Genomic DNA, 19,635 nt, shown 5'->3' with positions numbered 1-19,635 from the left:
GCCGCCACGAAGGTGGCGGCGCTGGATAAACGAGGCGTATCGGAGCGCACTGCATGCGCTGCCCCCGCAGCGCATGTTTCGACATCCTCGGCATACCGCCTGTTCTGGTTACTTCTTGCCCTTCTTCGCGTTAGCCGCGGTCTTCTGGCGGCTAGGCGCCGCGGCTTTCGGCGACTTCGCGGCCGGCGCGTCAGCCGCCGTCGAAACCCTTTTCACGTCGCCCGTCTTGCCAGCATGCCCGGATGCCTTCACGACGCCCGACTTGCCGCGCGCCTTCTGGCTGCTTTTCTCGGCCTTCGATGGCTTGCGGTCTTCGGCGCTGTCGCCGCCGACGTGCGCACTGATCTTCTGCACGCCGCCGCCGCGCACGTCCGTCGCGAGCCGCTCCGGGCCCGGCTCGGTCGGCACGCGCCGGCCGACCGGCACGTGCAGCACGATCACCTGGCCGGCTCGCACTTCGTTGCGATGCGTGCGATTCCAGCCCTTCAGTTGACCGACCGATACGCCATAACGGCTCGCGAGCGACGACATCGACTGCGAACGGCGCACGCGGATCAGCATCTTGCGCGTATCGGGAACGTCCGGCTCCATCGCGAGCACTGCGCCCTCGGCGATGTCGGCGCTGATGTCCTCGTCATCGTCATCGCCGCGCGGCACGACGATCGTCGAGCCCGGTTTCAGGCGCATGCCTGCCGGAATCTTGTTGACCTCCATCAGCGTGTCCGCGTCGACGCCGATTTTCTGCGCGATCGCCGCCGGGCGCGAACGCTCGGTCACCGTATAAGTGGTCCACGACGACAACGACCCGCTATACGACTTCAGATTGCGCTCGAACGCGCTGGCGTTGTCGAATGGCAACAGAATCTGCGGCTGCGTGGCGCCGAGAATAACGGGCTTCTTGAACGACGGATTCAGCGAGCGGAATTCTTCCGGCGTCATGTTCGCAAGTTTCGCGGCGACGTCGACGTCGATATCGTGCGACGTGGTGACCGTGACGAAGTACGGGTGGTTCGGAATTTCCGGCAACGTGAGCCCGTAGACCTGCGGGTTCTCGATGATGTTCTTCACCGCCTGGAGCTTCGGCACGTAATTGCGCGTTTCCATCGGCATGCGCAGGCTTTGATAGTCGGTCGGCAAGCCCGCCGCCTCGTTGCGCGCGATCGCCCGCTGCACATTGCCCTCGCCCCAGTTGTACGCAGCGAGCGCGAGATACCAGTCGCCGAACATGTCGTGCAGCTTCGACAGATAGTCGAGCGCCGCGCTCGTCGACGCGAGCACATCGCGCCGCTCGTCCTGCCACATGTTCTGCTTGAGGTTGTACGTGCGGCCCGTGCCCGGCACGAACTGCCACATGCCGGCCGCCTTCGCGACCGACAGCGCCTGCGGGTTGTACGCGGATTCGATGAACGGCAGCAGCGCGAGCTCGGTCGGCATGTGCCGCGCCTCGAGTTCTTCGACGATGTGATAGAGATACTTCTGCGAACGCTCGGTCATCCGTTGCACGTAGTCCGGACGCTGCACGTACCAGTTGACCTGCATGTCGACCAGATCGCTTTGCAGGTCGGGCATCTGGAAGCCGCGACGAATGCGGCTCCATAGATCGCTATCCGCGCTCGTCAACTGATTGACGGAACCCTGGTCGACGTTGATGGTTTCTTTGGCGGAAGCGGTCTTGCGAAGGGTATCGGCTACGGCTTGCTGGGTGGCGGGATTCGAGGCGGTGGCGGTGTTGGAACCGACGGTCGTTGGCCCCTGGCTCGCGCACGCGGCGAGCATCAGGACCAACAACGCGCTAAAGATAAATCTCATGAACGTCTCGGCTTCCCGAAAAGGCTGGAACTGCAACCTGAAACGGCTGGCTGGAATTACTGGAAAAACACCGCCGACCGGAACGACCCACTGAATGCGAGTTAAGACGGCGGATTGGGACCGCAGAGTGAAATGCGGTTGGAATTTGCAGCCGATAGTACGAAAGAGCGCGGTTTCCGTCAATCAGAAATGTGTGAAAAAGCCCGCCAAATCTGGGGCTTGGCGGGCTTTTTGATGATTCAGATGAAGATTACCTTAGACGCGCCTGGGTCAGGGGAACTTTTCAAAGCGCTTTATCGGAATCTGTTCTTCCATTCCCGCATTAGCGTAAACGCCGTAAGACGGTCCGGCACCGCTTCGTGGAGCACGTCGGCGAGCGTCGCCTGAACGGCCGGTTCGCCCGCGCGCAGGAACGGATTGACCGCGCGTTCGTGGGCGATCGTAGTGGGCAGGGTCGGCACGTTGCGCGCGCGCCGCGCGGCTGCTTCGTCGCGCCACGCCTGCAGTTCGGCATTGCCGGGCTCGCATGCGAGCGCAAAACGGATATTGGACAACGTGTACTCGTGCGCGCAATGCACCTCGGTCGCGCCGGGCAGCGCCGCGAGCGAATCGAGCGAATCGAGCATCTGCGCGGGCGTGCCTTCGAAAAGCCGTCCGCAACCGCAGGCGAACAGCGTATCGCCGCAGAAAACATGAGGCGTACCGCGCGGGTCCGCCGCCTGGAAATACGCAATGTGACCGCTCGTGTGGCCGGGCACATCGAGCACGGTGAATTCGAGCGCGGGTTCGGCGATGCTGACGCGCTCGCCGTGGGATAGTCTGTAGGTCAGATGCTCGATCGATTCGCCCGCGGGGCCGTAGACAGGCAAGTCCTGGTCTTTCTCCTGGCCTTTTAGCAGATCGGCCACGCCGCCGACGTGGTCGCGATGATGGTGCGTGAGTAAAATAGCGCTCAACCGCCAGCCCCGTTTCGCGAGATAGGCCTGCACCGGGGCAGCTTCACCCGGGTCGACCGCCACCGCATTGCGGCCGTCGGAAACGAGCCAGATGTAGTTGTCTTCGAAGGCCGGGACGGGTACGTATTCAAGCGAATTCATAGGCGACGCATCTCTAACATGTCTGACCGATCGATTATAGACTGGCCCGCCTGGACGGATTCGCCGCCCGGCCGCTACGTGCTGCAGTGGGAGCAGGCGCAGCTCGACCGGGTCGTGTCGGACGTGTTCGGCTTTCACGCGCTGCAGCTCGGCCTGCCGCAACTCGATGCGCTGCGCGAAAACCGCATGCCGGGCCGCGCTCTCGTGCTCGATGCGGCAAGCGGCTCGAGCGCGCCGTACGTCCTGCCCGACGCCCAGGCGGGCGGCTTGCCGGGCCGCCACTCGCCGCCCTCGCGCAGCACCATATGGTGCGACCTGCTCGATCTGCCGTTCGAAGCGCAAAGCGTCGATCTGATCGTGATGCCGCACACGCTCGAATTCACGAGCGATCCGCACCGGCTGCTGCGCGAAGCCGAACGCGTGCTGATGCCGGAAGGCCGGCTAATCATTCTCGGCTTCAACTCGTTGTCGCTGTGGGGCGCACGGCAGTCGGTCGGCAAGATGACGGGGCGTCCTTTCGTGCCCGCCGCGCACGACCTGATTGCCTTCACGCGCCTCAAGGACTGGATCAAGCTGTTAGGCTTCGATCTTGATCGCGGGCGCTTCGGCTGCTATCGTCCGCCCCTCGTCAGCGACGTGTGGCTCAACCGCTACGCGTTCATGGAAGCCGCAGGCGACCGGTGGTGGCCGATTTTCGGCGCCGCATACATGGTGACGGCGATCAAGCGCGTGCGCGCCATGCGCCTCGTCGGCCCGGTCAAGGTCAAGAAACCCGTGCTCGCCGCCGGCCTCGCGCCCGCGGCCACGCCCAATACACGCAACAATACTCATGACGTCTGATCTGATCGAAATCTTCACCGACGGCGCCTGCAAGGGCAATCCGGGTCCCGGCGGCTGGGGCGCCATTCTGCGCTTCGGCGAGCACGAAAAGGAACTGTTCGGCGGCGAAGCGAATACGACGAACAACCGCATGGAGCTGATGGCCGTGATCGCCGCGCTCGAAGCCTTGAAGCGCCCGTGCAAGGCAATCGTGCATACCGACTCGCAATACGTGCAAAAAGGCATCAGCGAGTGGATTCACGGCTGGAAAAAGAAGAACTGGATGACCGCGGGCAAGACGCCCGTGAAGAACGTCGAACTCTGGCAGCGGCTCGATGCGCTCGTCGCGCAGCATCAGATCGAATGGCGCTGGGTCAAGGGGCACGCGGGGCATCCGGAAAACGAACGCGCCGATGCGCTGGCCAATCGCGGCGTGGCCGCGCTTGCCGACCTCTGAAGAACCAACGCCTATTCCGACATGCGCCAGATCATCCTCGATACCGAAACGACGGGCCTCAATGCGAAGAGCGGCGACCGCATCATCGAAATCGGCTGCGTCGAACTGCTGAACCGGCGGCTCACCGGCAACAACCTGCACTTCTACGTCAATCCCGAGCGCGACAGCGATCCCGGTGCGCTTGCGGTGCACGGTCTCACGACCGAATTTTTGAGCGACAAGCCGAAGTTCGCGGAGGTGGCCGATGCGATCATCGACTTCGTCAAAGGCGCCGAGCTGATCATCCACAACGCGCCGTTCGACATCGCGTTTCTCGATGCCGAGTTTTCGCTGCTCGGGCTGCCGGGCTTTTGCGACCATTGCGGTACCGCCATCATCGATACGCTCGTGCAGGCGAAGACGATGTTCCCCGGCAAGCGCAATTCGCTCGACGCGCTATGCGACCGCTTCGGCATCAGCAATGCGCACCGCACGCTGCACGGCGCACTGCTCGACTCGGAGTTGCTCGCCGAGGTCTACCTTGCGATGACGCGCGGCCAGGAAAGCCTCGTCATCGACATGATCGGCGATACGGCGGCGGCAGGCGCGACGCTGGCGCCCGGTGTCGTGCTCGAGGCGCTCGAGTTGCCCGTGCTCGCGGCCACCGATGAAGAACTCGCCGCGCACGAAGCGGTACTGAACGATCTCGACAAGGCGCTCAAGGGTGTGAGCGTATGGCGCATCGAACCGGCGCCGCCTGTGGACGCCGCCATCGAAGCGAATGCGGACGCGCAAAGCGCTTAAAAATTCCTTTACGGGGTCGTGAAGCTCTGACATAATGCACAGCTCTTCGGGTGGTTAGCTCAGCGGTAGAGCACTGCCTTCACACGGCAGGGGTCACTGGTTCGATCCCAGTACTACCCACCAGAATTCGCGGGAAGCCGCGTAAAAAGCGAAAAAAGGCCCTCAGGCAGTTGCCGGGGGCCTTTTGCTTTCAGGTTGCCGCTTTGTGCTTTTGTTGCCGCTTTTGTTGCCGCTTCTATCGCCGCCAGTGCGCCACGGCGCGCTCCGTCATCCTCTCAAACGCGCGGCGTCCTCAACTCGAATAGCTCCGCCGCCGTCCGCTCCGTGGGCGGCAACTCGCCGCGCCCGGAACGCTCGAGCAGCGTCTCTTCCACTTCTCGCTCATCGACGAAATCTTCGACTTCACGCGCGACCACTTCGCGGCCCTCAAAACCCTCCACGCCTTCCACGCCTTCGATGCCGTCGATACGTTCAAGCCGCTCGCGACGCTCGCCCATTTCGAGCAGCCGCGCCAGCGCATTGGCGTCTCTCGACTCGTGCGTCGCACCGAACCAGTACGAGGTCACGAGACGCGCCTCGCTCATGAAGTACATCAGCACGCAGCCCGCGGTCGCGGCAATCGACGGATCGTGCAACGCACGATCAGCAAAGCCGAGCAGCACGAGAAACACGACGATGATCGTCGCGATCACCACGGCTGCCGTCAGCAATGGACGCATGAAGAAGTACTTGCTGCGCAACCGATCGTTGCTGCGCAGGTGCGCGGCGTAGCGCATCAAGCCAAGGTTTTTCCAGAAGCCGGGCTGCGCGCCTCGCGTCGCATTGAACGCCGGTGCGGCGGCCGCGCCGCCTCCCGTACGCAGCACATAAGCAACGAGCGCCGCGCGGCTTTGCGCTTCGGCAATGCGCAGTCTGTCGAGCACCGTGGAATCGGCCGCGATTGCAGCCGCTGCCGCGGCCGGGTCGTCGATGGCGGTTCCGGTGATCGACGCAACGATCGCGTGCACCGGTCCCGCATTTGCATCAGGTGAACGAAGTGCCGAGCCGATCAACGGCGCGTGGCGCGCAACCGTATCCGCGAGGTCGGACCATCTCATGTGAAAGCCTCCTTGAGATAGAACGAACGCCGTAACACCCACAGTGACATCCGCGGGAAGGTCGCTAAGCGTTCGCCATGGTCCACCACCGCATCGGCCTCAAGCGCCGGCCCACGTACCGTATACATCGTGTCGCTTGCCGGCTCAGATTGACGGGACACTGCGGCGGTGTCGATAACCTACAGAACACCTCGCGATCCAGCGATATTCCTGCGCGTCACCGCCAGGACGAACTGTCCAACTATCCGGCAACGCATACCCTCGCGTGCCCGATCACGCGTTTCAATCAAGCGTTTCATTCGTCGAAATCGGTCGACACCGTGACCTTCTCCCACGCCTTGATCTGGAATTCGACATCGGCGAACTTGCTTCGCACGAAGCCGAGCGCGTCGGTGCCCAGCAGCAGATGCGTCGGCGCATTCGGTGCATCGACGACCGCAAGAATCGCTTGCGCGGCCTTCGCCGGGTCGCCGATCTGATGACCATCGCGCCGCATGCGACCCGCGCGCAGCGGCTCGAACATCTCGTCGTAGTCGGTAATCGTGCGCGCCGCGCGCACCATCGACTTGCTGGCCCAGCGCGTGCGAAAACTGCCGGGTTCGACCGCGGTTACGCGAATGCCGAACGGCCTCACCTCCTTGCACAGCGTCTCGGTGATTCCTTCGATCGCGAACTTGCTGCCGTGGTAAAAGCCAAGCCCCGGAAACGTGACGATGCCGCACATCGACGTGATATTGACGATATGCCCCTTACGCCGCTCGCGCATATAGGGCAACACCGCCTGAGCGATCGCGACGGGCGCGATCACATGCACTTCCATCTGCTTGCGCAATTCGTCGACGGGCGATTCCTCGATCGTCCCTTCATAGCCGTAACCGGCGTTATTGACGAGCACGTCGATCGCGCCGACATTGCGCTCCACTTCGTCGACGAGCGGTGCGATCGCCGGTATATCGGTCACATCGAGCAGGCGGCCGAACGAGCAACCGGGCTTCAGTTCATCGAACGCGGCGCGCTGGCTCTCGTCGCGCAACGTGCCGACGACACGATGGCCGGCCGCAAGCGCGGCTTCGGACAAGGCGCGCCCGAAGCCCGAACTTACGCCAGTGATAAAAAACGTTCTCGCGGTATTCGTTCGAATCATGATGTCGAGGTCCGTGGAGGCGCCGACGCGCAGCCACGGCCGATGCCGTCGGGCGCGTCATGCCGGCGCGTGATCAGCGCGCGGGCGAAGACATCCTTCTCCGTCTATCCGTCCCGCCGCGCACAGGCTCGATCGTGCCGCCTCGCCCTTCACACGCCTTCTTCGCCCGCACGACATTTATCTGATTCGCCCGGTGCGCTGACGTGCGAATGCGCAAGCTATCCGCGAGAAAACACGCGTCTCGTACGCTGTGTTCAACGCAGTCGTCCGCAAAGAAGGGATGGCCCTCCTCGCAACGATTGACTCGCGGCGATGAGCCCGAAGCGGCCACGTGGCCCGCCGTTGCCTTATCGCGCGCCGGCCGACGCGTTCGACTCGAGCGTCAGCGTATGAACTGCCGCACCCGGCAGAAACGGCGCCACGTCGCCGTGCACCCACGTTTCGTGACCGGCGATGAAATATGGCGACATCGGATTGCCCGACTCGCCGCCCGGCATTTCGAAGATGCCGTCCTCTTCGTGCCCCGGCGACACCGCAAAACGCTCCGAGGCACCGAACGCCGGCCCCTGCACGCGCGGCATATTGATGTCGCCCGGCAGCGGATCGCGCGGCGTGCTGAGCCACGCGCGCGCCCACGGCAGCCACGCCGGCAGCAGCCGCGCGAACGGATGCGCGATCGTCGAGCGGTTGCGATCGCCCCAGCGCGCATCTTCGAGTTTCGTGCCCGGCGGCAGCTGTGCGATCGAGCGGTCGATGCGCTCGAGCATGAACGCGCGCCAGTCCGCGAAGCCGTCGGGTATCCAGGCGCGACGATCGGCCAGCATCTCCATCGTCGCCTCATAACGCGAGTTCGCCGCGCGATAACCGAGCTGAGGCGCGAGCTTGTTCATCTGCTTGTCGAGCGGGCCGAACCAGGCGTCGTACAGCGAGAAGTAGAACGCACGCACGAGCCGATAGCCGACCGCGCCCGTATCGGCGCGGCCGTCCCAGGTTTCGACGAGCCGTCGAAACTCCGCGCGCTGCGGGTGACCCGAAATCGCGCGCGCATCGAGCGCATCGAGCGCGACCCGGCGCCAGAACCCGATCCAGAACGCGCGGTCGTCCGTCTGCACCGACAGCATGTCGCGCTCGGTCGCATGCGGCAGCGCGAGCAGATCATCGCGGATCTGCGTCGCGCGCGCGCCGAGATCGGTGCCGGCGTCGCCGATGCGGGCCAGTTCGGGAAGCGGCAGCAGCCGGTTGTTCGCAGTCCAGATGCGGCCCGCCGGCGGATCGATTCGCATCGGGTAAGCGCCCGGCGGCAGATAGCCTTGCCAGCCGACGTAGGTCGCGGACGAGTACGGTAGGCTCAACGGCGCGGCGCCCGCGTTCGCGGAAGACGCCGCCGCGCTCACGTCCGCATCGGAAAAGCGCGGCACGGGGCCGGCGAGTGTCCAGCCGATATGGCCTTGCGCGTCGGCGACCGTGAAGTTTTGCGTCGGCAGGCCGAACGTCTGCGCCGTATGCAACGCATCGGCGACGGTCGTGATGTCTTCGAGACGCACGAGATTCGTATTGACCGCCTGCGGATCCTGCGCAACCCAGCGCAGCGCATAGGCATGCGCGCCGACGACGAGTTGCGGCCCCCAGCGCGTCTGCACGACCGGCAGATCGACGCTCGCGCCACCCTTTACGTCGAGACGCTCGTGAATGACCTGCGCCTTCTCCCATGCGCCGCCCGGCACGCGATAGCGCAGCGGGTCGGCCGGATCGCGCTGCAGTTCGACCAGATCGACGAAACGGCCGTAGCTGTTCGTGAACGCCCACGCGATATGACCGTTGCTGCCCGCTACGATCAGCGGCGCGCCCGGCAGCGTGACGCCGGTAATACGGCGCGTGCCGCCGTCGGGCGCCGGATAGACGAGCGACATGCGATACCAGATATTCGGCAGCGACAGGCCAAGGTGCATATCGCCTGCGACGAGCGCACCGCCGTGCGCGCTATGCGCACCGTCGACGGCAAAGCCGTTGCTGCCGACCATCGAGTTGAGGGAGCCCGCCGGACCGTGCGAGAAGCCCGGCACGCCGGTGAGGAGCCCGGTTATCTCCGGTTCGCTGCCGGAGGCGGATTGCACGGCGTGCAGCCACGGCGGCCTCGCGTCCGGCACGGATGGCAGCGCGGGCTGCGTCGGCTCTGCGGGCAAGGCGGGAGACACGGTGTTCGGCGCAGCCGGGTTCGGGCTATCGAGCGGTGCGTCCCAGTGGCTCGTCGCCGGCAACAGGAACGCAAGCAGATCGCCGTTCGCATGCTCGCGCAGCGCGGCGCGCGACAGCACGCGCGTCACCTGATCGTATTGAAGATCGAAGTACATCGCGTAGACGACGAGCAGCGTGTCCTCAGGGCGCCACGCCACGGGTTGCGCGCGCAACACCCAATACTCGAACGGCCGCGCGCGCAGCGAGCGCAGTCCGTCGTTGACGCCGGCCGCATAGCGTTCGAGCAGTTGCCGGTCGGCGGCGGGCAACGCGGCAAGCGCCGCCTGCGCATGTTCGCGAAACCGCAATGGACGGTCGCGCCGGTCGATCGGCAACGCGGGCGGCCCGATCAGCGCGCTCAATTCTCCGGCGGCGACCCGGCGCAGCAGGTCCATCTGAAAGAAACGGTCTTGCGCGTGGATAAAGCCCGTCGCGTACGCGACGTCGACGCGTGTGCGCCCCTGTACCGTCGGTACGCCGAGCGCGTCGCGACCGATCGTGACCGGCGCCGACAGCGGCGCATCATGCGTGCCGTCGAGTTGCGGCAGGCTCGCGCGCAGCATCAGCCAGCCGGCCAGCACGACGGTCGCCAGCAAGACGACGATGACGCACAACAGAACGAGCGGCCACGCGCGGCGCCGCCTCTGCGGGAAAAGACTTGAACGGGTCATTGCGGATCACGCGATCGTTGTTCAACGCTTGTTGCAGCGGCGGCAGGACCGGCCGGACGACGTGCGACCATAGCATGACCGTGTGAAGACGATACGCGAGCAAGGCAAGCGCGCGAACCGGTGCGAAGCAGGCCGCCCGCCTCGTCCCCGCGGCGTGCGTGCCCTTACGAAGCGTCGCGTTCGAGCGGCGCCGCCGCCGCAAACGGGCCGCCCTGAAAGCGTTGCGCAATATCGTCGAAATCCGCGTTCGGCGCGACCGCTTCGAACAGATGGGCGAACTGCTCCGAACTATCCTGCGGACGAAAACCGAGGAACGACGCCTTCGTATTGTCGACCCACTTCGTCGGGTTATCCGATACGCCATAGACGATCGCGTGACCGACGCGATTCGTAAACAGCGAACAGCGGACCAGCTCGATGAAATCGCGGAAGCTCAGGAACGTGACCATCATGCGGCGGTTCTTCGGCGCGTCGAACGAGGAGCCGATGCGCAGACACACGGTCTCGATACCGAAGCGATCGAAGTAATAGCGGGACAGCGCTTCACCGAAACATTTGGTCACGCCGTACAGGCTATCCGGCCGTAGCGGCGCATCGACGTCGACGACCGACGTGACCGGATGAAAACCCACGACATGGTTCGAACTCGCATACACGACGCGCTTCACGCCGTGCTTCACGGCTGCCGCGTACAGGTTGTAGACGCCGCGGATGTTCGCTTCGAGCAGATCGTCGAACGGCGCATCGATCGAGATGCCGCCGAGATGAACGATCGCGTCGACGCCTTCGAGCAGCGCATCGACGGCCGCGCGATCGGCAAGATCGGCGCTGGCCGCCGCGCTGAGCGGCGCGATGTCCGACACGCGCACGACGTCGGCCCATGCACCGAGCGCGCCGCGCAATTGCACGCCGAGATTGCCGGCCGCGCCGGTCAACAGAAGACGATGAAAGGGCTTGCGCGCGCTCGAGATCCGCGCTTGTGGGTCAGTCATGGCGTGTTGTTCCAGATCTGATGTTGAAAAAGCCGAAATCGAAACGGACGACGGGTACGTGTCGCATCGCGGCGCGTCGGAACCATGACGAGTCGCGAGGAACGCTTCGCGCTGCGGCCGGGAGTCGACTACCAGTCGGTGCCGGCCACGCCGACGCCGCGCGTCATGCCGGTCGCAGCGAACACCATCACGACGAGCAACGCGGTCTGCACCGAGCCGATCGCCGCGAACTGATGCACGCGACCGAGCAGCGGCGGCACGCCTTTCCTGAGGGCGATGCGCCAGCGGATCAGCGCGATCATCGGGGCGATTTCGAGCAGCAGGATCAGCACGAGCGCGCCCATCTTCACCTCGAACAGCGGTTCCTGCAGATAGAACGACGCGCCTTTCTCGAAGCCGCCGAACGCACGCAACGAGCCCGTGACGATCATCAGCAGCGCGGACAGGCCCCAGACGTTGTCGGCGAGAAACACGCTGGGCAAGCTGTGTTCCGACGTGCAGCGGCTGAGCGCCCGTGTGCGCGCAATGATCGCGGTCAGCGCAAGGCCATAGCCCAGCAGATGGAGCGTGGCCAGCAACCAGCGGATCAGTAAGGGCGTCTCCATACGGGTGTCTCTATGATTTCGAGTCTTTTCGCAGTTCTTTCACGCCGTTGTCGCGTTGTCGCGGTTGACGCATTTCTCGCTTGTCTTGTTCAGCCGCGGCGATTGATCGACGGCCGCTCGCTGATTCCGCCTATCCGGCCTGCCGCAGACTCGCATCGAGCGCGCGCGCAGCAGCGCGATCGCCTTCCGAGACGAGCGGCGCACGAAAAACCGTCTGACGGTTATGTCCGGCGGCCGCCGGCGAGTCCCACATCAATTCGATCTTCGGCCGGCGCAGCCAGCCCGCAAGACCGGCGCGCCGCGGCCGCAAGGCAGCCGCGCCGCCAGTCGCGGTGGCGGCCGTGGCCGGCGGCGGTGAAGTGTCCGCGCCAGCTGACGAGGCGGCATCCGGTGCATCTGCGCCCGTGGAAGCCAACCCGGATTCCGCGCCTTGCCGCGATGGATCAGGGCCAGATGCAGGCGACGCGCCGTGCGCCGCCATGTGCGCATCCGACGCAACGGCAGCATGCGGCTGCGCGGCATCGGGCGCGGCACTGCCCGATACGACGCTGCCCCGCACCTCGCGCTGCGCGAACCCGCGACTGCCGCCGCCGGCCGTCGTCCCTGGCCAGCGCACCGAAAGCTCGCGCGCATCGTACTGTCCGACCTTGCGGCTTTCCATCCACACAATGGTGGTGCGTGTCAGGTTATCGATTGAAATCGCGTAGCGGCCTATCGCAAAGCGGCGTGCGCCGATGTTCGTGCGCCACAATGCGCGCGGCCGGCAGATCCACAGCACGGCCGCGTAGAGCGCCGGCGCGGCGAGCAGCCAGCCGTTGGTCGCCGCGACCGCATGAGCCGCGCGCCGCCAGCCCGAGGTCCACGCGAATGCGCCGACCGACCAGACAGCAAACAGAAATCCGAGAAACGCAAAAAGCCGCAGCGCCTGCCGCAGCCATTGCGGCAGCGGATGGAACGGGCGCTCGGCGCGGGCGCGCGCGCCCGGCAGGAAGATCAGCAGAAACAAAAAGACGAGATTGATGCAGGCCCACGGCGACGAAGCCATCGCGGACAGCGCGGTCAGCACGTCCATATCGGACATCGAGAACAGCCATCGCGCGAGAATCACGAGACCGATCGCACGCAGCGCGAAGATCGTGCCGGCGCCCGGCGCGGCGTTCGCCCGCGTCTGTTTCGTTCTCGCCAAAGCCCTCTCCTCTTGTCTGTGCGGCAGTCCACCGATTTTGCGGCACGGCCATTATAGGGATATTGGACGTCGTGCTCACCCGCGCGCGTGCAGGGCGCTGTTTTCAATGCACGGCGCATCGGGAACACAACCCGGCGCAGCGATCCAGGCCGACCGTGGCGCGCGCCGCGCACGTCTGCACGCTGGTCCGGATTCCGCCCTGTTGCATGCCGGGTGCCGTCGCCGCAGCCAGATGCGACAACGCCCCGCGTGCAATGCACACGCGGGGCGTCGATGGGTCGTGCCGGCGCAACCCGCCGCCGTCGCGGCGGCGGTGCGCGGCCGGTTCGCGCCTCTAGCTCGCGTTGACTTCGCGCAACACCGTGCGGCGCTTCTGGCGCAGAAGTTCCTCGTACGTTGCCACGTAGTTACGCGCCATCACCTGCGACGTGAAGCGCGCTTCAAACGCCTTGCGCACCGCGGCGCGCGGCAGTTGCGACAGGCGCTTGATCGCGGCGACCGCGCTGATTTCGTCTTCGACGACGAAACCGGACACGCCGTTTTCGATCACTTCCGGCACCGAGCCGCGCTTGAACGCGATGACCGGCGTGCCGCATGCCATCGCTTCGATCATGACCAGACCGAAGGGCTCCGGCCAGTCGATCGGGAACACGAGGGCATGCGCGTTGCCGAGGAATTCACGCTTTTCGGCTTCGCCGATTTCGCCGATGTACTCGACGTGCGGGAGCGCCATCAGCGGCTTGATCACTTCTTCGTAATAGGCGCGGTCGGCCTTGTCGATCTTGGCGGCCACCTTGAGCTTCATGCCAGCCTGGCCGGCGATGCGGATCGCACGGTCGAGGCCCTTCTCCGGCGAGACGCGGCCGAGGAACGCGAGGTAGCCCGGCTCGACATTCGGGATCGGCGTAAGGACGTTCTCCGGCAGGCCGTGGTAGACCGTCTGCAGCCAGTTCGCCTGCTGCAGCGGCTGGCGCTGGTTGTCCGAAATCGACACGACCGGCACGTCGTTGAACGTGTTGAAGATCGGCTGCAGTTCGGGCAGATCGAGACGGCCGTGCATGGTCGTCAGGAACGGCACCGGCTGGCGCGCGAACAGCGAAAACGGGTAGTAGTCGATGTGAAAATGCAGCACGTCGAATTCGTCCGCGCGACGGCGCACTTCTTCGAGCAGCAGCATGTGAGGAGCCATCACGTCGCGAATCGTCGGATCGAGACGCAGCGCCTGCGGCCAGAACGCTTCAAGCTTCGCGGAGGTTTGCGAATCGCCGCTTGCGAACAGCGTCACGTCATGGCCCTGCTCGACCAGCGCTTCCGTCAGGTAGGACACGACCCGTTCCGTGCCGCCGTACAGCTTCGGCGGAACCGCCTCATGCAACGGAGCAATTTGAGCGATTCGCATGGTGGAGAAACTCCTCGTAAAAGATCAGGCTAAGTGATCAGGCTAAGTAACTGCAGTTTGTAAAAGCGACTCGCATGCTCGCCAAGGTTGCACTGCCGCGACTGACGCGGACCCGCACCTGCTTCTTCGAGAAATCCTGCGATGGATCGCCTGATAGGGACGCCGGAGCCAGCCACTGCCGCCCGCCGCCTCGCCGTAAACGCACAGGAAGCGCAACCGTTGACAAATGTCAGCCATCCTGGGCTGACCGAGCACGCATTATCGATGCCAAGCGCGCCGAACAGCACGTACATTTCAAAGACTTTACGTTGTTACAAAGGGGAAACACTTTGCAAACCCTTGTTTTCTAAGACAGTTCTACATTGGGAGCCTGTAGCTGCGCGTCCCCCCGGACGTGCGATTTCGATGCGGTTTCCGTCCCACTTTTGGATTGCACTCGCAACCCGGTCGCACCCCCGTTGTACGATCCGGGCTTCGCGCCCGAGCCGGGTCCGGGTTCAACGTTGCGGACCGTCTTGAATCGCGGCAGGCGCCGCCGTAGGCCCCGTTTGTGCTTCGATGCTGCTTCGAAATGCTTTGGTTGCATGCCCGGTCAGAGGGCTTCCGCGGAGGTTGCGCCGGCGCGTATAACGCGCCGCATCACGACCGCCCGGCAGACGGCATTGAATGCAAACTGTAATTGTATCCCGAAAGACCGCGATTCGCTCGCTCGCCTGCACCGGTAGTGGGTTGCGCGAACCGACGTTGTGCGCGTGACATCTCAAAATGAATCGCGTGTGACGTGTCCGGATTTCGTCTTTCCGTGGGCCTAATTCGCTTTTGCATGTTTACAATGCGGAACCTACGCTGTGTTACGAGGCTACCCGTGACCGATGACCTAACCCGACTTCAATCGACAGCCCGCCCAATTGGAACATCTCACCATTGCCCAGCGTAATGCCCACAACGCAAAGCTTGCGAGCTATGCGGAGCGGCCGCTTGCGTTCCTGTTTCGCTTCATCCGCCGCCATCCGTTTGCACACTCGGTGGTGCTGGCAAGCGTGTTCGCCGCGGTCGGCTGCGCGCTTGCGTCGCAGTACGCGATCAAACATCTGATCGACGTCCTGAGCCAGGGGCGCCACCATCCGGGCCCGCTGTGGGGCGCGTTCGCGATCCTCGTGGGCCTGATTGCCGCCGATAACCTGCTCTGGCGCGTCGGCGGCTGGTTCGCCGCCCACACGTTCGTGGTCGTCACCGGCGATCTGCGCCGCGACCTGTTTCAGTATCTGAGCGGTCACTCGCCAACCTATTACGCCGAGAAGCAGCCCGGCACGCTCGCGAGCCGCATCACCGCGACGTCGAACGCCGTGTACACCGCCGAGAACACCACCGCGTGGAACGTGCTGCCGCCATGCATCGCGGTGATGGGCGCGATCGTCATGATCATCGCAGTGAATCCGCTCATGGCCGCCGCGCTGCTTACCTGTTCGGCGATTCTCGCCATCGTGCTGTACAAGCTCGCCGGCCGCGGCTCCGCGCGTCACCAGGCGTTCGCCGCGCGCGCTGCGGCCGTCGACGGCGAGCTCGTCGACGTGATCAGCAATATGTCGCTGGTGCGCGCATTCGGCATGACCTTTCGCGAGCAGAAGCGCTTCGGCTCGACCGTCAAGGCCGAAATGGACGCACGACGCAATAGCCTGCTCTATCTCGAGCGGCTGCGCCTGCTGCACGCGGTGATCACCGCGCTGCTGTCCGCGGGGCTGCTCGGCTGGGCGCTGTGGCTCTGGGACCAGGGCCGAGCGACCTCCGGCGACATCGTGCTCGTCAGTTCGCTCGGCTTCACGATCCTGCACGGCACGCGCGACCTCGCGGTGGCGCTCGTCGACGTCACGCAGCACGTGGCGCGTCTTGCCGAAGCGGTCAAGACGCTGCTCGAGCCGCACGGCATGCCGGACCACAACGATGCGGCCGAACTCGTGCCGCAAGGCGGCCGCGTCACGTTCGAGCAGGTCACGTTCGCCTATCCGAAACGCCGGCCGATTCTCGATCACTTCGATCTGAACATCGAGCCGGGCCAGCGTGTCGGCCTGATCGGCAAGTCCGGCGCGGGCAAATCGACCGTGCTCGCGCTGCTGCAGCGTTTCTACGAACCGCAGGGCGGCAAGATCAGGATCGACGGCCAGGATATCGGCGCAATTACGCAGGACAGCCTGCGCCATGCGATCGCGCTCGTGCCGCAGGATATTTCGCTGCTGCATCGGACGATTTACGAAAACATCGCGTACGGCCGGCCCGAGGCATCGCGCGAGGAAGTGCTCGCGGCGGCGCGCGACGCGCGCTGCACGGACTTTATCGAAGCAATGCCGGAAGGTTTCGACACGATCGTCGGCGACCGCGGCGTGAAGCTTTCCGGCGGTCAGCGCCAGCGCATCGCGATAGCGCGCGCGATTCTGAAAGACTCGCCGATCCTGCTGCTCGACGAAGCGACCTCGGCACTCGACAGCGCGTCGGAAGAAGCGATCCAGAAGGCACTCGACCGGCTGATGGTCGGCCGCACGGTCATCGCGATCGCGCACCGCCTGTCGACGCTGCACAACTTCGACCGGATCATCGTGATGAGCGCGGGCAAGGTCATCGACGACGGCAGCCCCGAAGAGCTGCGCAATCGTCCGGGCCTCTATCGCGACCTGCTCGCGAAACAGTACGGCAAGACGACGACGCTGCATGTCGGCGGCAGCAAGAAGGTCGACGAGCAGCACGTGGCCTGATCGCCGCGCGCAGCCCGAAAAAAATGCCGCTTCGAACCTTGTGTTCGAAGCGGCATTTTCGTTTGTGGTCGTTTGTGGTCGTTCGTCGTCGCTTCGGGCCGCGTACGGCCACGCCCGTCTGCTCGCGCGCTCGCGACTCAGCCCGTCACGTCCGCGCGCTCGCCGTCGATTCGATGCGGCGTCTCATCGCCATCCGTGAGATGCGAGAGATGCGGCAACGGCTCGGCACGCTGCAGGTCGCGCATGAAGTTGTCGCGCCACACCGACACATTGTTCTCGCGCAACTGCGTCATCATGTCCCGATGCCGCGCCTGCCGCTCGGCAAGCGGCATCGCCAGCGCCGCGGCGAGCGCATCGGCCATATCGTCGATATCGACGGGGTTCACGATCAGCGCGCCGGTCAATTCCTGCGCGGCGCCCGCGAAGCGCGACAACACGAGCACGCCCGGATCTTCCGGATCCTGAGCGGACACATATTCCTTTGCGACGAGGTTCATGCCGTCGCGCAGCGGCGTCACATAGCCGACGTGCGCCGTGCGGAACAGCGCCGCGAGCACCGAACGCTCGTACTGCCGGTGGATATAGAGAATCGGCGTCCAGTCGAGCTCCGCGAAGCGGCCGTTGATGCGGCCCGACTCGCTTTCGAGCTGCAGCCGGATTTCCTGATACGCGTGCATGTCGGCGCGCGTCGGCGGCGCGATCTGCAGGAATGACACGTTGTTGCGCTGCGCGGGCGTCTGGTCGAGCAGCCGCTCGAACGCGCGGAAGCGCTCGACGAGTCCCTTCGAATAATCGAGCCGGTCGACGCTCATGATCAGCTTGCGCTTGTGCAGCGTCGCTTTCATCGTGCGCACCGGCTTGCCGCGCTCGCCCGCTTTCGCGAGTTCGGCGATCTCGTCCGGATAGACGCCGATCGGATACGCGGCCGCGCGCAACGTGCGACCGAACGCGTGTATCCGCAGCGGTTCGGCCGCGGCGGCGGGGCGCGCATCGATGCTGCCGCCCGCTTCGTTGACGATGTAATCGCAGAACGAACGCAAGTCAGGTGCGGTCTGGAACCCGAGCAGATCGAACGAGCACAGCGCCTCGACGAGCGCGCGATGCGGCGGCACGGCGAGCAGCACTTGCGACGCGGGAAACGGAATATGCAGAAAGAAACCGATGCGGTTCGTCACGCCCGCCGAGCGCAGCGCCTGCGCAAACGGAATCAGATGATAGTCGTGCACCCAGATCACGTCGTCGGCGCGCAACAGCGGCACGAGCTGTTGTGCGAGCCACGCGTTCACGCGGCAATAGCCTTCGAAATCGTGCCGGTCGTACTGCAGCAGATCGGCGCGGTAGTGAAACGCGGGCCATAGCGTGGCGTTCGAAAAGCCGCGGTAATACTGATCGTAATCGCGCCGCGCGAGGCCGATCGTCGCGAACGTCACCGGGCCGCGCTCTTCGAGCCTGATTTGCGGCTGCCCGGCGGCGAGCACGTCGCCGCTCCAGCCGAACCACATGCCGCCGGTTTCCTTGAGCGCATCGTAGACGCCGACCGCGAGGCCGCCTGCCGCAGGGCCACCTTCGGAAATCGGCGCGACGCGGTTCGAAACGATGATGAGACGGCTCATGACGCGCCGCCGCGCGCCGTCGCCACGATCGCGGCGAGCCACTGGTGCAGCGCGCTGACCGAATCGAGGCGCGTGCGCGCGATCGTATCGCCGCCACCGACCTTGATCGAAACGCCGCCCGTTTCGTTGACGACCGCGAAGCCCTTTTCGTCGGTCAGATCGTCGCCGGCGAACACGGGCTTACGGCCCGCGAACGGCGGCTCGTCGAGAAACGCGCGCAACGCGCGGCCCTTGTCGACGTCCTTCGGCTTGATCTCGTAGACCATCTTGCCCGGTTGCAGCACGTATGCGCCGGGATAATCGGCAACGAGCCGCGCGGTCGCCGCGCGCGCAACCGGCTCGCGGTCCGGCGCGTTACGGTAGTGAAGCGCGAGCGATGCGCCCTTGATCTCGAGCAGCATGCCGGGATTGTTATTGACCACATCGGCGAGCACCTGCTCCATGCGCAGCAGCCGGTCGTCGTTAAAGCCGATGCGCTGCGTGTCGCCGTTCGCATCGCGCCGCTCGGCGCCATGCAAACCGGCGATCGGCAGGTCCGGCAGGCTCAGGAAGCCGTCGATGCTGCCGATGCCGCGGCCCGACACGACCGCGACCGCACCGTTGGTCAACGTGCGCAGTTCAGTCAGCAGGGCCGGTACGTCGGGCGGCACGAGCACGCCGTCCGGCGTCGGCGCGAGTTCGACGAGCGTGCCGTCGAAGTCGAAGAAGAACGCGTATTCGGTGGGGGCGAAGGCTACGGGAGGTGCTTGCATCGATATGTCTTGCCTTTCAGCAGCTTTCGGCTGCTTTCAGCCGGAAAAGAACGCGCATCTTACCGCGCATCGGTCGATTAATCGAGGCGCTTGGACTCGGCGAGACGCCGCCGCAATTTGTCCGATGCGTCGTAGGCGAACTATAAGCGGACACATGTGAATTTCGCTCAAAAACGGAACAATCCGACTTCATACGGCTTTCAGCTGCCGCGTCATATTGCCTCGCAGG

15 protein-coding genes and 1 tRNA gene are annotated in these 19,635 nt (G+C 64.8%); 5 read left to right on the top strand and 11 right to left on the bottom strand.

The genetic code is table 11. From position 1 onward, the window contains the following. Positions 1-108: 108 nt before the first annotated feature. Positions 109-1,809: a transglycosylase SLT domain-containing protein gene (locus QYH69_RS21250; protein WP_308833762.1), complete on the bottom strand. Its 1,701-nt coding sequence runs from the start codon at positions 1,807-1,809 to the stop codon at positions 109-111. Positions 1,810-2,102: 293 nt separating this feature from the next. Then, a complete protein-coding gene (gene gloB, locus QYH69_RS21245) occupies positions 2,103-2,906 on the bottom strand; it encodes a hydroxyacylglutathione hydrolase (protein ID WP_308833761.1) in 804 nt (267 codons plus the stop codon). Positions 2,907-2,924: 18 nt separating this feature from the next. Here gloB and QYH69_RS21240 point away from each other — a divergent pair, with 18 nt between their 5' ends. From QYH69_RS21240 to QYH69_RS21225, 4 genes are all read left to right on the top strand, one after another. Beyond that, a complete protein-coding gene (locus tag QYH69_RS21240) occupies positions 2,925-3,746 on the top strand; it encodes a class I SAM-dependent methyltransferase (protein ID WP_308833760.1) in 822 nt (273 codons plus the stop codon). Further along, positions 3,736-4,182 carry a ribonuclease HI gene (gene rnhA, locus QYH69_RS21235; RefSeq protein ID WP_075157715.1) on the top strand — a complete coding sequence of 149 codons (447 nt, stop codon included), beginning with the start codon at positions 3,736-3,738 and terminating at the stop codon, positions 4,180-4,182. The genes QYH69_RS21240 and rnhA overlap by 11 nt, the downstream gene beginning before the upstream one ends. 21 nt (positions 4,183-4,203) lie before the next feature. Next, entirely contained in the window at positions 4,204-4,965 is a 762-nt protein-coding gene (gene dnaQ / locus QYH69_RS21230; RefSeq protein ID WP_308833759.1) for a DNA polymerase III subunit epsilon, read from the top strand. 48 nt (positions 4,966-5,013) lie between these two features. Beyond that, positions 5,014-5,088 (top strand) — tRNA-Val (locus tag QYH69_RS21225). A 152-nt stretch (positions 5,089-5,240) separates the two neighbouring features. On the opposite strand, the gene QYH69_RS21220 is transcribed toward QYH69_RS21225, so the two are convergent. The 7 genes from QYH69_RS21220 to QYH69_RS21190 all read right to left on the bottom strand — a co-directional run bounded on the left by QYH69_RS21220 (position 5,241) and on the right by QYH69_RS21190 (position 14,294). Further along, a complete protein-coding gene (locus QYH69_RS21220; RefSeq protein WP_308833758.1) occupies positions 5,241-6,062 on the bottom strand; it encodes a hypothetical protein in 822 nt (273 codons plus the stop codon). A 295-nt stretch (positions 6,063-6,357) separates the two neighbouring features. Next, the gene (locus QYH69_RS21215; RefSeq protein WP_308833757.1) at positions 6,358-7,206 is read right to left on the bottom strand and encodes an oxidoreductase; all 849 of its coding nucleotides are present in this window, start codon (positions 7,204-7,206) and stop codon (positions 6,358-6,360) included. Between the two features lie 347 nt (positions 7,207-7,553). Beyond that, the gene (locus QYH69_RS21210; RefSeq protein ID WP_308833756.1) at positions 7,554-10,112 is read right to left on the bottom strand and encodes a penicillin acylase family protein; all 2,559 of its coding nucleotides are present in this window, start codon (positions 10,110-10,112) and stop codon (positions 7,554-7,556) included. A 164-nt stretch (positions 10,113-10,276) separates the two neighbouring features. After that, the gene (locus QYH69_RS21205) at positions 10,277-11,104 is read right to left on the bottom strand and encodes an NAD(P)-dependent oxidoreductase (protein ID WP_308833755.1); all 828 of its coding nucleotides are present in this window, start codon (positions 11,102-11,104) and stop codon (positions 10,277-10,279) included. A 128-nt stretch (positions 11,105-11,232) separates the two neighbouring features. Beyond that, positions 11,233-11,709, bottom strand: a complete 477-nt coding sequence (locus QYH69_RS21200) for a DUF2214 family protein (RefSeq protein ID WP_308833754.1) — start codon at positions 11,707-11,709, stop codon at positions 11,233-11,235. Between the two features lie 130 nt (positions 11,710-11,839). Then, positions 11,840-12,895: a hypothetical protein gene (locus tag QYH69_RS21195; RefSeq protein ID WP_308833753.1), complete on the bottom strand. Its 1,056-nt coding sequence runs from the start codon at positions 12,893-12,895 to the stop codon at positions 11,840-11,842. A 334-nt stretch (positions 12,896-13,229) separates the two neighbouring features. Then, entirely contained in the window at positions 13,230-14,294 is a 1,065-nt protein-coding gene (locus QYH69_RS21190; protein WP_308833752.1) for a glycosyltransferase family 4 protein, read from the bottom strand. Between the two features lie 908 nt (positions 14,295-15,202). On the opposite strand from QYH69_RS21190, the gene QYH69_RS21185 reads away from it, so the two are divergent. Next, the gene (locus QYH69_RS21185) at positions 15,203-17,041 is read left to right on the top strand and encodes an ABC transporter ATP-binding protein (protein WP_308833751.1); all 1,839 of its coding nucleotides are present in this window, start codon (positions 15,203-15,205) and stop codon (positions 17,039-17,041) included. Between the two features lie 137 nt (positions 17,042-17,178). On the opposite strand, the gene otsA is transcribed toward QYH69_RS21185, so the two are convergent. After that, positions 17,179-18,654 carry an alpha,alpha-trehalose-phosphate synthase (UDP-forming) gene (gene otsA, locus QYH69_RS21180; RefSeq protein ID WP_308833750.1) on the bottom strand — a complete coding sequence of 492 codons (1,476 nt, stop codon included), beginning with the start codon at positions 18,652-18,654 and terminating at the stop codon, positions 17,179-17,181. Then, positions 18,651-19,406 (bottom strand): trehalose-phosphatase, encoded by a 756-nt coding sequence (otsB, locus tag QYH69_RS21175; RefSeq protein WP_308833748.1) that lies wholly within the window; start codon positions 19,404-19,406, stop codon positions 18,651-18,653. Before otsB ends, otsA begins: the two co-directional genes overlap by 4 nt. Positions 19,407-19,635: the final 229 nt, after the last annotated feature.

Origin of the sequence: Paraburkholderia sp. SARCC-3016, from assembly GCF_031119615.1 — a bacterium.
Lineage (GTDB): Bacteria > Pseudomonadota > Gammaproteobacteria > Burkholderiales > Burkholderiaceae > Paraburkholderia.
Note: the sequence above shows the minus strand (reverse complement) of the source record. Positions and strands in the feature narration are given on the sequence as shown.